Source organism: Paucibacter sp. KCTC 42545, from assembly GCF_001477625.1.
Lineage (GTDB): Bacteria > Pseudomonadota > Gammaproteobacteria > Burkholderiales > Burkholderiaceae_C > Paucibacter_A.
In genome coordinates, this window is record NZ_CP013692.1 from 3,919,434 (window position 1) to 3,932,071 (window position 12,638).

Annotated in this window: 12 protein-coding genes; 4 read left to right on the forward strand and 8 right to left on the reverse strand. The window is 62.6% G+C overall.

Annotated features, from left to right (window positions below; genetic code table 11):
• Window positions 1-83 precede the first annotated feature (83 nt).
• A complete protein-coding gene (locus tag AT984_RS16830) occupies window positions 84-788 on the forward strand; it encodes a response regulator transcription factor (protein WP_156422071.1) in 705 nt (234 codons plus the stop codon).
• A 25-nt stretch (window positions 789-813) separates the two neighbouring features.
• Here AT984_RS16830 and AT984_RS16835 read toward each other — a convergent pair whose 3' ends face one another.
• Window positions 814-1,443 (reverse strand): glutathione S-transferase family protein, encoded by a 630-nt coding sequence (locus tag AT984_RS16835; protein WP_058721093.1) that lies wholly within the window; start codon window positions 1,441-1,443, stop codon window positions 814-816.
• A gap of 210 nt (window positions 1,444-1,653) precedes the next feature.
• On the opposite strand from AT984_RS16835, the gene AT984_RS16840 reads away from it, so the two are divergent.
• A complete protein-coding gene (locus tag AT984_RS16840) occupies window positions 1,654-2,217 on the forward strand; it encodes a GNAT family N-acetyltransferase (RefSeq protein ID WP_058721094.1) in 564 nt (187 codons plus the stop codon).
• Between the two features lie 52 nt (window positions 2,218-2,269).
• Here the strand turns inward: AT984_RS16840 and AT984_RS16845 are convergent, their stop codons facing one another.
• The 3 genes from AT984_RS16845 to AT984_RS16855 are packed head-to-tail and all read right to left on the reverse strand — an operon-like array spanning window position 2,270 to window position 5,516.
• Window positions 2,270-2,992 carry an ABC transporter ATP-binding protein gene (locus AT984_RS16845; RefSeq protein ID WP_231741445.1) on the reverse strand — a complete coding sequence of 241 codons (723 nt, stop codon included), beginning with the start codon at window positions 2,990-2,992 and terminating at the stop codon, window positions 2,270-2,272.
• Window positions 2,985-4,229, reverse strand: coding sequence for an FtsX-like permease family protein (locus AT984_RS16850; protein ID WP_231741446.1), 1,245 nt, complete (start codon window positions 4,227-4,229; stop codon window positions 2,985-2,987). Before AT984_RS16850 ends, AT984_RS16845 begins: the two co-directional genes overlap by 8 nt.
• A gap of 3 nt (window positions 4,230-4,232) precedes the next feature.
• Window positions 4,233-5,516 (reverse strand): efflux RND transporter periplasmic adaptor subunit, encoded by a 1,284-nt coding sequence (locus AT984_RS16855; RefSeq protein WP_058721096.1) that lies wholly within the window; start codon window positions 5,514-5,516, stop codon window positions 4,233-4,235.
• A 247-nt stretch (window positions 5,517-5,763) separates the two neighbouring features.
• Here AT984_RS16855 and AT984_RS16860 point away from each other — a divergent pair, with 247 nt between their 5' ends.
• A complete protein-coding gene (locus AT984_RS16860) occupies window positions 5,764-6,078 on the forward strand; it encodes an EthD family reductase (RefSeq protein ID WP_058722404.1) in 315 nt (104 codons plus the stop codon).
• A gap of 161 nt (window positions 6,079-6,239) precedes the next feature.
• Here the strand turns inward: AT984_RS16860 and AT984_RS16865 are convergent, their stop codons facing one another.
• The 4 genes from AT984_RS16865 to AT984_RS23290 form a co-directional block, all read right to left on the reverse strand.
• A complete protein-coding gene (locus tag AT984_RS16865; RefSeq protein WP_058721097.1) occupies window positions 6,240-6,470 on the reverse strand; it encodes a DUF6500 family protein in 231 nt (76 codons plus the stop codon).
• Between the two features lie 527 nt (window positions 6,471-6,997).
• On the reverse strand, window positions 6,998-9,763 hold the full coding sequence (prsT, locus tag AT984_RS16870) for an XrtA/PEP-CTERM system TPR-repeat protein PrsT (protein WP_058721098.1): 2,766 nt from the start codon (window positions 9,761-9,763) through the stop codon (window positions 6,998-7,000).
• A gap of 108 nt (window positions 9,764-9,871) precedes the next feature.
• Complete coding sequence (locus AT984_RS16875) at window positions 9,872-10,675, reverse strand: THxN family PEP-CTERM protein (protein WP_197418144.1); 804 nt, start codon at window positions 10,673-10,675, stop codon at window positions 9,872-9,874.
• A complete protein-coding gene (locus AT984_RS23290; RefSeq protein ID WP_197418146.1) occupies window positions 10,672-10,947 on the reverse strand; it encodes a hypothetical protein in 276 nt (91 codons plus the stop codon). Before AT984_RS23290 ends, AT984_RS16875 begins: the two co-directional genes overlap by 4 nt.
• Before the next feature lie 180 nt (window positions 10,948-11,127).
• Between AT984_RS23290 and purB the strand changes: the two genes are divergently transcribed.
• Complete coding sequence (gene purB / locus AT984_RS16880; RefSeq protein WP_058721100.1) at window positions 11,128-12,507, forward strand: adenylosuccinate lyase; 1,380 nt, start codon at window positions 11,128-11,130, stop codon at window positions 12,505-12,507.
• Window positions 12,508-12,638 lie beyond the last annotated feature (131 nt).

A 12,638-nucleotide genomic window follows, 5' to 3' on the forward strand; every position in this document is an offset into this window, starting at 1 on the left:
CAAGGGGGCTGCGCCATCGGGTCAAGGGGTTGGCGCCGGCCCTCAAAGCCGCAAAACTGCCATTGTCTTTCTCCCCTTGCCGAATGCCATCTCTTTTCCTGCTTCGCCGCTGCCAACCCTCTTTGCGCAAGGCCCAAGCTCAGCTGACCCAGCTGCCGGCTTGGCGTTTGTGCGGCATGAGTGAGCAGATGCGCAGCGCGGAGCAGGAAATTCAAGCCCTGGCGCCCGATGTGGTGGCTTGCGATCTGCGCCTGCTGGACGGCCACGCCAGCCGCCTGGCCCGCCAGATGCAAAGTTGGCCGCAGCGCCCACGGCTGCTGCTACTGACCCCCACGGCCGACGATTTGCTGCTGTTCCAGACCCTGCGGGACGGCGCCAGCGCCTACTGCCTGGACGTCAACCCGGCCAGCCCAACGCTGCCCGAAGTGGGTGAAGTTCAGCAGATCCACAGCCCCCAAGCCCCACCGCTGACCCAAGGCCTGCACGCCTTGTGGGCCGGCCGGGCCAGCATGTCGCCGCGCATCGCACGTGAATGCCTGCAGGCCCTGGGCCTGAGCCGCAGCTCCTGGGCCAGCGCCAGCCAGCCGGCCGCGGTGGCCGAGGCCAGCGGGTCTGCTCACGCGACAGGCGGCCGTGAGGGTCAGCTATTGAGTCTGGTGTGCTTCGGCCTGCTCAGCGATGAGATCGCGCGGCTGTGGCAATGCGGGGTAGAAGCCATCGAGCAACAGCTCTACGCCATTTACCGCCGCCTGCATGGCACACAGCGGCTGGCGCTTGCCTCGGCTTGAGGCGCGAGACTTCAGGCGCCTGGCCTCAGGCCAAGCGCGGTGCAGTGTCAATAAAACTTTGGCGAGCGCTAAGCTTTTCGAAATGACGCGCCAGATTGGGGCAATCGCTGCGCCAGTCGATGCCCGGGAAGCGGAAGTCCAGCCAACCCAGCGCGCAACCCACGGCGATATCGGCCAGTGAGAAATGGCTGCCCGAGCACCAGGCTTTCTCGCCCAGGCCTTGGTTCATCGCCGTCAGCCCGGCCTGCACCTTGCTCATCTGGCGATCCATCCAGGCCTGGCTGCGCTGCGCTTCTTCGCGGCCAGACCAGGTTTGCTCCAATCGCAGTGAGACACCGGCGTCCATGACGCCATCGGCCAGGGCCTCCCAGGTGCGCACCTCGGTGCGTTCACGGCCGCGCTCGGGGATCAGCTTGCCCACGGGCGACAGCGTGTCCACATACTCCACGATCACTCGTGAGTCGAACACCGCCCCGGTAATCGAGTCTTGCCCCTCCATCACCAGGCAAGGCACTTTGCCCAGCGGATTCATCTTCAAGATGGCATCACTGGCCCAGACATCTTCCAGCACAAACTGGTAGTCGAGCTTTTTCTCGGCCATGACGACGCGTACTTTGCGCACGTAAGGGCTGGCGAGTGATCCGATTAACTTCATATATTGCGCTGCTGACGCGTCATCCCAATTGGGCGCATTCTAGCCACGCGACTGTTGCAGATTGGGCTATACAAAGCGGGCGTTGTAGGGCAGACGAATGCGCGCCGCGCAGTGGAAATTACCAGCTGAAGCATCCGTTACGGCCACCTCAGCGCCAGCTGAGCACCGCCCTGCTTTGATAAGCTGGGCCATCGAGGAGCGATCAAACCCATGCAAGCCGCCGACAAAACCAGTAATCAGCCCAAGCAAGTCAGCCTGCGCCATGTGAGAGAAGAAGACCTGCCACTGCTGTGCCGCATGGCCAGCGACCTGAACTGGCGCGGTGAGTTCGAGTCCACCTTGATGCGCAGCCCGCAATTCATGCGCAAGCGCTTCGCCGAGGACGGCTTTTCCAGCGAAGCGGCCGAGCGCCTGATGGTGTGCGATGCGAGCAGCGGTGCCGTCATCGGCAGCGTCTCGCATTTCCTGGCGCATCGCTATTCCAGCGCGCGCGAGATCGGCTGGAAGATTGACGACCCCGCACTGCGCGGCCAAGGCTGGGGCACGGCCGCCGCTCGCGCCTTGGTGGACTATGTGTTCGAGAACTTTGACATCAACCGCCTGAGCTGCGGCATGGATCCTGCCAATCTGGCCTCGCGCCGGATTGCCGAGAAAGTCGGCTTCAGCTACGAAGGCCGGCTGCGCGGTGTGCTGTTTCTGCGCGGCCGCCATGCCGACGGCGAGATGTTTGGCCTGCTGCGGGAGGAATGGCTGGCGGCGCGCGCGAAGCGCTAAAGCCACCTGAGCAACTGAGCTGCGGATGGCGCGCTGCGATCGCAGCCGCCTGCTAAACCACCTGCCCGTCCACCACCTGAATCGTCTTGTCGCAACGCAGGGCCAAGGCGGGGTTGTGGGTCACGAAGAGCACCGCCGTACCGCGCACGCGATTGACCTCGCGGAGCAGTTCGAACACCGCGTCGGCGCTCTTGGTGTCGAGATTGCCAGTGGGCTCATCCGCCAGCAGCAGGGCCGGCTGCATCGCCAGGGCGCGGGCCACGGCCACACGCTGTTGCTGGCCACCCGAGAGGCGCGCTGCCGGGCTGTCCTTCCAGCGGCTCAGGCCCACGCTCTCGATCAAGGCCTCGGCACGTGCCTGCATGGCCGCGTTCGGAAAACCGGCCAGGCCCAGCATGGGCAGCATGACGTTCTCCAGCGCGGTGAAGGCGCCGATCAGGTGGTGGTACTGGAACACAAAGCCGATGCTGCGGCCGCGCAAGCGCGTCAGGGCTTGATCATCCAGGCGGGTGGTTTCTTCGCCGGCAATGCTCAGCAGACCTTGGGTCGGCCGGTCTAGCAAACCCACGATATTGAGCAGCGTACTTTTGCCAGAGCCCGAGGGGCCCATGACGGCGCAGAACTCGCCGGCCGACAAGCTCAAGTCGATACCGTGCAGGATCTCCACCTCGGTGGGTTCGCCCACATTGAAGGACTTGCGCACTTGGCGCAGTTGCAGCACCGGCTCGTGCTCAGCCGGTGCGCTCACTGGAGGCAGGGGCGAAAATTTATCCACGGATGGCCACCACGGGGTCAAGTCTTGCTGCCCGCAAAGCAGGCGCAAGCGCGGCCAGCAAGCCGGTCAGGCTTGCCAGGCCCAAGGCGCTGAGAATCAAGCTCGGCGTCAGGCTCACGATGAACATGGGCGTGCCATCCGCATTGCGGACGTAATGCAGCCACAGCTGCAAAGCGACGGCGCCAATCAAGGAGCCCAGGGCCGCGCCGCCCAGGCCCAGCACGCCACCTTGAATCAAAAACACCCGCATGATCTGGCCCCGCGAAATGCCCATGGCGCGCAGGATGCCTATCTCTTTAGAGCGTTGCACCACCGACACCACCAAGACACTGGCAATGCCAAAAGCCACTGACAGGCCGACAAAAAAGCGGATGGCCGTATTGGCCGTCTGCTGCGACTGCACGGCGCTGAAGAACTGCGCATTGGTCTTGATCCAGCTATCGGCCTGCACGCCGGTGCGCGCGGTGATGCGCTGGGCAATGCGCTCGGCGGCATAGACGTCGCGCACCGTCACCTCGATGCTGGTCACGCCCCCCGGATAGCCCAGCAGGCTTTGCGCGCTGTGCAGGGCCAGATAGCCGGCGCGTTGATTGGCGCCCTTATTGCCCAGGTCCAGGATGCCGGCGATTTGAAAGGTATTGCTGGCCCCGGTGGCGGCGGTGATATTGAGCTTGTCGCCCACGCTCACGCCCAGGTCGGCAGCCAGCTCCGTGCCGATCAACACATCGGTGGCACCCAGGCGCGAATGGCCCAGCACGATTTTTTCGGAGAGATTGACGATGCGCTCATAACTCTCACTTTCCACGCCTTGCACGCTCAGCGACCGGCTGGTGCTGCCACGCAGAATCAAGGTGGAGCCGCTGACGACGGGCGAGGCATCGCGCACATCGGGCATGGCGCGCAGCTGAGCCAGCACCGACTGCCACTGGTCGATGGACTTGAGCCGCTGCAAGGGCGCTTGCAATTGCGCGGCATGCTGGGCTGAATCAGGCGCCGTGTCAGTGGCATGCAAAGCCCGCACCGTCTCCTTGGGTGGCAACAGCTGGATATGGGGCGACGCCGTCAGCACCCGCCGCACAAAATTGCCCTGCAGGCCTTCCAGCAAGGCGGACATGAAGACGATCACCGCCACACCAATGGCCACACCTGCAATGATGAACAAGGTCTGCAGCCGCCCCTCGCGCAGGAAGCGCGAAGCGACGATCCACTCAAAAGGCTGCCAGCGCGCCAATGCCACGTCTCAGCCCCCGGGAGCGGAGGCACCCGCCGCCACAGCGCGCACGCGCTGGCCGGCATGCAGCCCGGGCGAGGCTTCACTCAAGACCTGCTGACCGGCCTGCAAGCCGTGCAAGACCTCCACCCAGCCGCTCGCGCGCAGGCCCAGTTGGAGCTCCGCGCGGCGCAGTTGCGCGCCCTCCTCGTCGAGCACCCAAACCCAGGGCGCTGCACCGGGGCTTTCATGCAAAGCATCCAAAGGCAGGATCAACACCTTTGGCCGCCGCGCCACCTCGATTTCGACCGAGACCGTCATGTCCTGCCGCAAATAGTCCGGCGGCTCGGCGACCCGCAGGCGCAGTTCGACGGAACCGCGCTGGGCATCGACACCGGGGCTGATCAAACTCACCTGCGCCTTGAAGCGCTGCTGGGCGTAGGCATCGGCGGAGGCCAGTGCCGATTGGCCTTGGCGAAGCAAGCCCATATTCTTTTCGTCGATCTGGGCGATCAACTCGGTCACACCTTGCGGCGACAGCACAAACAAGGCTTTGCCCGCCTGCACCACCTGGCCGGGCTCGACATTGCGGTCAATCACCTGGCCCGCCACCGGCGCCTTGATCTGGGTGTAGTTCAAACGGGCCTGCGCCGCCTCGGCATTGGCGTGGGCCTCGGCCAGGGCGGTCAGGGCGAGCTGTAATTCGCTGCCATCGGGCGCGTGGGCCGCCAACTGAGTCCGCGCGCTGCTGGCCTGCGCTCGGGCAACATCCAGGGCGCGTTGCGCTTCGTCCAAAGCGGCCTGGCCGATGAAGCCCTGCTTGAACAAATCTTGCTGGCGCATGAATTGCGCCTTGGCTTGCGCCAGATTGGCCGCGGCCTGCTTGTCCGCTTGCAAGGCCACGGGCGCTTGCACTTCCTTCAGCTGACGCAGCTTGAGTTCGGCTTGCGAGATCGCCAAGGTGGCTGCTTTGGCCACCGCTCGGGCCTCGCGCGCATCAAGCTCGGCCAGGACTTGCCCGGCCTTGACCTGATCGCCCTCGTTGACCAACACACTCAACACCGTGCCGGTGACCTGGCTGCCCAAGTCAACCCGGTGCTGGGTTTGCACCCGAGCACTGGCCACCACAGTCTGTACAAAGTCCCGCGGCTGCAGCGTCAGGGTTTTGACTGGAGGGCCCTGGACTTGGCGCAGCAGGAAAAAAGCCAAAAGGGCAAGAAGCACTGCCGCCAGCAAAGCTGATTTGCGATGCGCAGCCAGCCACGCCAAGCGCGTTGACGCAGCCCCCGATTTCTTGATGTCTTCACCGGCCATGAGCGCTAGCTCTCCTTCCCTCCAAACGGCAGCAGGCAAGTGTGCGGCTCGTTTCAAGCCGGGCGATTGACTTTGGTCAAAATGGACGTGGGCGGCGCAGCAGGGGCCGGCTCAAACGCCTGGCAGGCCGAAATAGCCAGTACACCCTCCGACTGCAGACTAGGGCTTGCCAGCACAAGCCCTTGTGCATCAGCATGACGCCGCCGCCCTGCATCAGGGCGGCAAGCCCAAGCCAAGGAGCTCAGACATGATCAAGGTCAGCGTGATGTACCCCTACGCCGCCGAGGCGCGTTTTGATCACCACTACTACCTCAACAGCCACATGCCCATGGTCAAGCGCCTGCTGGGCGAGGCCTGCCTGAGCTACACGGTGGACAAGGGCCTAGCCGGCGGCGCGCCGGGCTCGCCGCCGAACTACATCACCCTATGCCACATGCTGTGCCCCTCGGTAGAGAGCTTTCAAGCCGCCTTCGCCCCCCACGCCAAAGCCATCATGGCCGACATCCCCAACTACACCGATCTGAGCCCGGTGCTGCAGATCAGCGAGGTGCTGGTGGGCTAAGGAAGCTCTGCATAAATCGGAGCCAGACCTTGTCGTGCGGATCGGGATGGTTACAAGGCGCAGTTTGAAGCGAACAGCCGTAGCTATTGGCGAGAAGTGCAACGCTGCACACCGCCAGATGCCCCGCTAGCTTGGGCTGGCCTGATTTGTGCAGAGCTTCCCTAGGACTGCGGCGGCGCTTGCGCTGCCAACAAGGTGCGGATCTTCTCGGCCTTCTCGAAATGATCAAGCTGCATGTCCTGAATCCACCAAGTCGCCGCCTCCATCAGCAGGGCCGGGTCATCGTTGCGGTTGGCAAAGAAGGCGTAGAAGGACAGGCCAACATCGGGCCCGCGCTTGGCGATTTTGGTGGCACAGACCTGCAATATCTTGGTTCTCAATGTGGCGCGCATTCGCCCCCTTTCGTCGGCATTTTCAGTCTCAAGGCTGCCACAGCCCAAGTGCACGCTCGCCTTGGCACGCCTGCCCGCCAGCGACGTTGAACTGCGACTGCCCCTGCATGTCTTTGTCTAAGCCCCAAAGCGGCGTCACCAAGGTCAAGCCCAGTTGCAGATCAATCCCACACCACAAATTCAGACAGAAGGAGCGTAGGGCACCGCAGTCGCAGCATTAGAACCGCGAGTGCGTATTGCTATGCGTCCCTTGGTCGATCAACAGAGGCGAGGGAACAATGCCTCGCCTCCCATGGCGGCGCCATCAAAAGCGCGAAAAACAGGCAGCAAGCGGGCGGCACCGGCATCAAGCAATTCATGCTTGCCTAGCCCTCGAGTTTTGTCGCGGAGGCATTCTGTTGCACGCGGGCCTGCTTACCTCGCCCTCTGGAGGATCTGCTCTGCCAAGCCACAGTAGGCGCACGGACGAACCGCCGAATCAGTGGTCCGTCGCGATAACTAGCCCAAGCCAAGCCATCATGCGATGGCTATCTCAGGGCCGCCCGCAATTGTTCGACCTCGGGAGGCGTCGCCTGACCTGGCGCCATCTCCGTCAACCGATTCAGTGCGGTTTTGGCCAGCGCCTTATCGCCTGCCTGCAGCGCGATCTGCGCCAGATGCAGCTGCAGCAGCGAGGCGCTTGGGGCCAGTTGCACAGCCTTTTGCTGAATTTCCAAGGCCTTGGCGAATTGCCCCTCATACACCAGCGCTGCAGCCCAGGTATCCAGCAGCGGGGCCTGATTCGGCGCCAACTTATTGGCCTGTTCAGCCAAGCTCAAAGCGCCGGACTTGCGCTGCTGCACCAGCAGCCAGGCGAGGTTATTGAGGGCACTGACACGCTCAGGTACTTGCGCCAATTCGTCCCGGTACAGCCGCTCTGCCTCGGGCAGATCCCCGCGCGCCATTGCGCCGCGCGCCAGGCCCTCACGAAACTCAAGATCGCCGGCATGCGCCGCCAGCCAGTCACGTTCGTATTGGTCAGCATCGGCGCGACGCCCATCGGACAAGAGGACCGCATGCAGCCGGAGTGCGGTATCTGATCTGGCGGCCTTCGACTGTGCACTCCGATAGGCCACAGCGGCTGCACCCCATTTTTTCTGCAAGGCCAGGGTATCGCCCTCCCAAGTCCAACCCTCGGGCTGTTTAGGCAACAGGACCTGCACTTGCTGGCTTTGAGTCTGCGCGGCAGCCCAGTCTTGCGCCTCCAAGGCCAAAGCCACCAAGCCGCGATGCGCGGCCAAAAAACTGCCGTCCAAAGCCAGTGCCTGCTTGAGCTTCTTGCGCGCTTCGGCAGGCTCTTTGGCTGCCTGATGTGCCGCGGCCAAGTCGACCCAGGCAGCAGGATCTTTGGCTTGCACATCCGACACCCGCTTGAAAGTACGAACGGCCTGCGAGGTCTGCCCGGCTGCCAATTGCGCATGCCCCAGCTGAGCCAGCACCGAGCGATCAGTCGGCAAGGCATTGACAGCAACCTGCGCAGCGGTCAATGCAGCCTGGGCATCACCCTGAGACAAGAACCAGCGAATCAGTGCCAATTGGGGCGCATTCCAAGCGGGCGCGGCACTGATGGCTGCGCGAATACTGGCTTGTACCGTTTGCGGTGGCGCATCTGCGCGCTCCTGCCAACCGGCCAAGGTCAAATGAGCGCCTGCGTCCTTGGGATGCTTGAGCAGCCAAGCCTGAATGCCTTGGACTGCGGCCTGAACATTGCCGCTCGCAGCGTCGGCCTGCGCCAAAGCCTCCACGGCCGGCCATGACTGAGGATCGATCTTGGCGGCCTGCTCAAAGGCTGCACGCGCCGCCACCAGATCGCCTTTCTGGAGCAGCAAATGACCGCGCTGCAAGAGCGGTACCGGATCTTTGGGCTGCTTGCTTTGGGCCCGATCCAACATTGCCAGAGCGCCCTGACTGTCATTGTTGTGTTGCTTCAGATTGGCGAGCGCCAAGTCCGGCAAATTACTGCCACCTTGCGCTGACATGCGCTCCAGCTCAAGCATGCTCTGCGCATCTTCGCCGCGCGACAATTTGGCCAGGGCCTGCCCAATGCGGAATCGCTCATCGCCAGGTGCAGCCTTGCTGGCTTGTTCAAACAGCTTTTCCGCCTGCTTGAAGTTACCCAACTGCACATGGGCGCGAGCCCCGATGGCCAAAGCCAAGGGCGGTGGCGCCGGCATGCCAAGCAAGGGGGTCACCGTGGCAAGGGCCTTTGCTGAGTCGCCGGCGAGCACCTGCAACTGCGCCAACTGCAAGGTTTGAACGATGGAGTTGGGCGCAATTGCCAAGGCCTTGGCCAGGTGACTCTCGGCCTGTGCCACGGCGCCGGCGCGCGACTCTAGTTCGGCCGCCAGCGCCAGCCCCAAGACATCATTGGGGCTGGCTTTCAAGGCCAGCTGCAGTTTTTCTCTGGCGGTCTTGATGTCATTGGCTCGCAAGGCCATTTGCGCTTCAAAAAGCAAAGTCTGAGGATGGCCCGGCCAGGCCTTGCTCATCGCCGTGAGACGTGTTTGTGCAAGCTCGCCCTGGTTGGCCGTCAACGCCATCATCGTCAACTGCTGATGGGCCATGAGGGCCCGGGGATCCTCCTTGAGTGCGCTCTCATAGGCCTGCACGGCCGCGCTGTCGTCGCGCTTGCCAATCTGCAGCAGCTCGCCCTTGAGCACCCAGGCCTGCGCATTGTGCTTATCCGCGGCAATCACCGCGTCGACGATGGCCAGCGCACCATCGGGTTGACCTCGTGCAGCCTCTGCACGCGCTCGCAGCAGGCGCGCGGGCGCGTAGTCGGGCTTAGCGCGCAAGGCGGCTTGCAAAGCCTGCTCAGCCTTGTCCGTGTCGTTTTGAGCCCGGTAGGCTTGGTAGAGCGCGGTCGTGAATTCAGCCACCGCCGCTGGGGATTGCAGCTGAGTGCCTGCGTACCCGGCAATCAAATCTTTGGATTGGCCGGCCAGCACCATGGCTCGCGCCAGTTGCGGCAAGACAGACTCCAAGGGTTGATCGGCACTCAGTGCCTTGCGCAATTCAATAACAGCATCTTGGCCGTTACCGGCCTCCAGATAGGCCACCCCTAACAAGTGCCGGGCCTCGGGCCAATTTTCTTTGACCTGTAGGCCGCCCTTGAGCGTGACCTGAGCGACTGAATACTCCTTGGCTGCGATTTGCCGGCGGGCGTCCGCCAACAAGTCAGCATCAGCTCGCTGCCCGCATGCTTGCAGCGCCGCAAGCCATATCAACAGAAAAACGACTCGGATGAATGGCATGTCCCGACCTCTCAATTGGCCGCCCAAGGGATGCGCACGACGTCGCAAATTACCAAGCCCGGTTTGCGTCCGTGGTGCCGACGCAAACCGAACACTGATCAAATTCGATCAGCTTTGGCGCAGCCGACGACCGACGCCGCCCGCACAGAGGAGTGCCAACCCGATCAAAGCAAAGGAACTAGGCTCAGGAACCCGCAACTCTTCGGTAGAGACGGTGTAGCCGAATGCCAGCGTGGTCTCTTGACCTTCGGGTGTTGTAAAGCCAATGCAGCCATTGGCCTGTCCGGCCGCGGCACAGGCGGTATCTTGCAGAACGCTCAGCACCCCGCCCGACGTTGGGAAGATATTGACGAAGTAGGTTTGGCTGTCATAGCTGAAGGACTGATTTAAAAAGCCGCCCTTCAGGACAAAGATGTCATTGCAGGGATTGCCGGGTGGGCTGGTCGCGGCGCAGGTGCCCGAGTTCGGAGTCTCGACGAAAGCGATGTCGAAATTGATGGGCGGCAGCGCGCCAGGGCCGGGGCCGGCGGGGTTCAGTGCCGTCAAACTCAGTGTGTCGCGGATGGTGGCGCCCGTCATGGGCGAATTGGTGATCGGAAAATTCCTGTGCGTGACGGTAGAACCTGGCACCGTGAATACCGGTGGTGGTAGCCCGCCACCAATATAAGTATTCACCACTTGATTGGCTGCGGGATTGCCAATCGTCAAGGAGCTTTGGCCATTGCCAATATCGGTACCCCAACTCAGCTTGGTATCAGCCAAGCTTGCAGTCACGCCAGCGGCATAGCTGCCCGGCAACCATGTACCGGCGGTAGTGGCTTGCCACTGTGTCACGATGGCAGCATGAGCGCTACCCATCAATCCCGCGGCGACTCCTAGTCCCGCGAGTACTTTCGTCAACATGTTGTTCATACAGACCTCCATGAAGCAATCACCATCGAAAATTGATGGCGCCGACCAAATTGCACAATCCGTGCCCGGCATCTGATTTGCGTGTCATTAACTTTACAAATCAATGACTTATTGGCGACAAGCCACAGGCTAGCCCGCTCCAGCCTGAGCAGATGTAAAAAAAATCGACGCTCCAATCGAGCATGCACGAAGAAAATGCCGCGCCGGAAACGCTGCAAATAGCGGCGCCAGGCCGGATCACCGGCATCGCCGTGAATCAAGAAGCCGGCCACGCCCGGCCTTCCTAGCAATCGCGCCCCTGTCAGCGGGCTCCGACCCGGGCTAAGCTTCAGGCCAATTCGCTCACACAGTTAAAATCCGCGGGTTTTTCCGAAGCCGCCGCCACGCTACGGCGCCGCCGCCGGCTTCGCATCCCCTCACCCCAGCTCAGTGGCCTTGCGCCGCACACCGCCATGAACAATGCCGCCGCCTCCTTCTCGATCAGCGCCCTATCGCCCCTGGATGGCCGCTACGCCTCCCGCGTGGCCGCCCTGCGCCCGCTGCTGTCGGAATACGGCCTGATGCACCGCCGCGTGCAGGTCGAGGTGGAATGGTTCATCGCCCTGTCAGACGCCGGTTTTGCCGAGTTCAAGCCGCTCAGCGAAGCCGCCCGCGGCCTACTGCGCGGCCTGGTGACGCGCTTCTCCGAGGCCGATGCCCTGGCCATCAAAGACATCGAGAAGACCACCAACCACGACGTCAAAGCCGTTGAATACTGGCTCAAGGCCCGCTTCGACGCCTCGCCCGAGTTGAAGGCCGCTGGTGAGTTCGTGCACTTTGCCTGCACCAGCGAAGACATCAACAACACCAGCCACGGCCTGATGCTCAAGGCCGCGCGCGCCGAGGTGCTGCTGCCCACGCTGGACCGCATCACCACCAAGCTGGCCGAAATGGCCCACACCCTGGCCGCCGTGCCCATGCTCAGCCGCACCCACGGCCAGACCGCCAGCCCGACCACCGTGGGCAAGGAAATCGCCAACGTGGTGGCGCGCCTGCGCAATGCCCGCGCACGCATCCATGATGTGAAGCTGCTGGCCAAGATGAACGGCGCTGTCGGCAACTACAACGCACACCTGAGCGCCTGGCCCGAATACGACTGGGAGGCTTTCAGCCAGCGCGTGATCGAGCAGCAGCTTGGCCTAACCTTCAACCCCTACACCATCCAGATCGAGCCGCATGACTATATGGCCGAGCTGTTCGACGCCGTCACCCGCGTCAACACCATCCTGATCGACTGGTCACGCGATGTTTGGGGTTATGTCTCGCTGGGCTATTTCAAGCAGCGCACCAAGGCCGGTGAAATCGGTTCTTCGACCATGCCGCACAAGGTCAACCCGATTGACTTCGAAAACGCCGAAGGCAACTTCGGCCTGGCCAATGCCTTGCTGACCCATCTGAGCCAAAAGCTGCCGATCAGCCGCTGGCAGCGTGACCTGACCGACTCCACCGTGCTGCGCAATATGGGCGTGGCCCTGGGATACGCGGTGCTGGGTTACGAGAGCCTGTTGAAGGGTCTGGACAAGCTGGAAGTCAACGAAGCCGGTCTGGCCGAAGACCTGGACAGCGCCTGGGAAGTGCTGGCCGAGCCGATCCAGACCGTGATGCGCCGTTACGCCTTGCCCAACCCCTACGAGCGTCTGAAAGAGCTGACCCGCGGCAAGAGCATCACCGCCGAATCCATCCGCGAATTCATCACCGGCCTGGAATTGCCCGAAGCCGAGAAAACCCGTCTGCTGGCCATGACACCGGGCAGCTACACCGGCAAGGCTGCGGAGTTGGCGAAGAAAATCTAATGATTTGAGTGACAGACCGATCGAACTTGCGAAGCAAGTGAGGAGCTCTGTCACCAACTGATTAGATGTCTTGAGTGACAGACCGATCGAACGAGTAAAGCGCGTGAGTGAGTAGCTCTGAGTCTGCACAG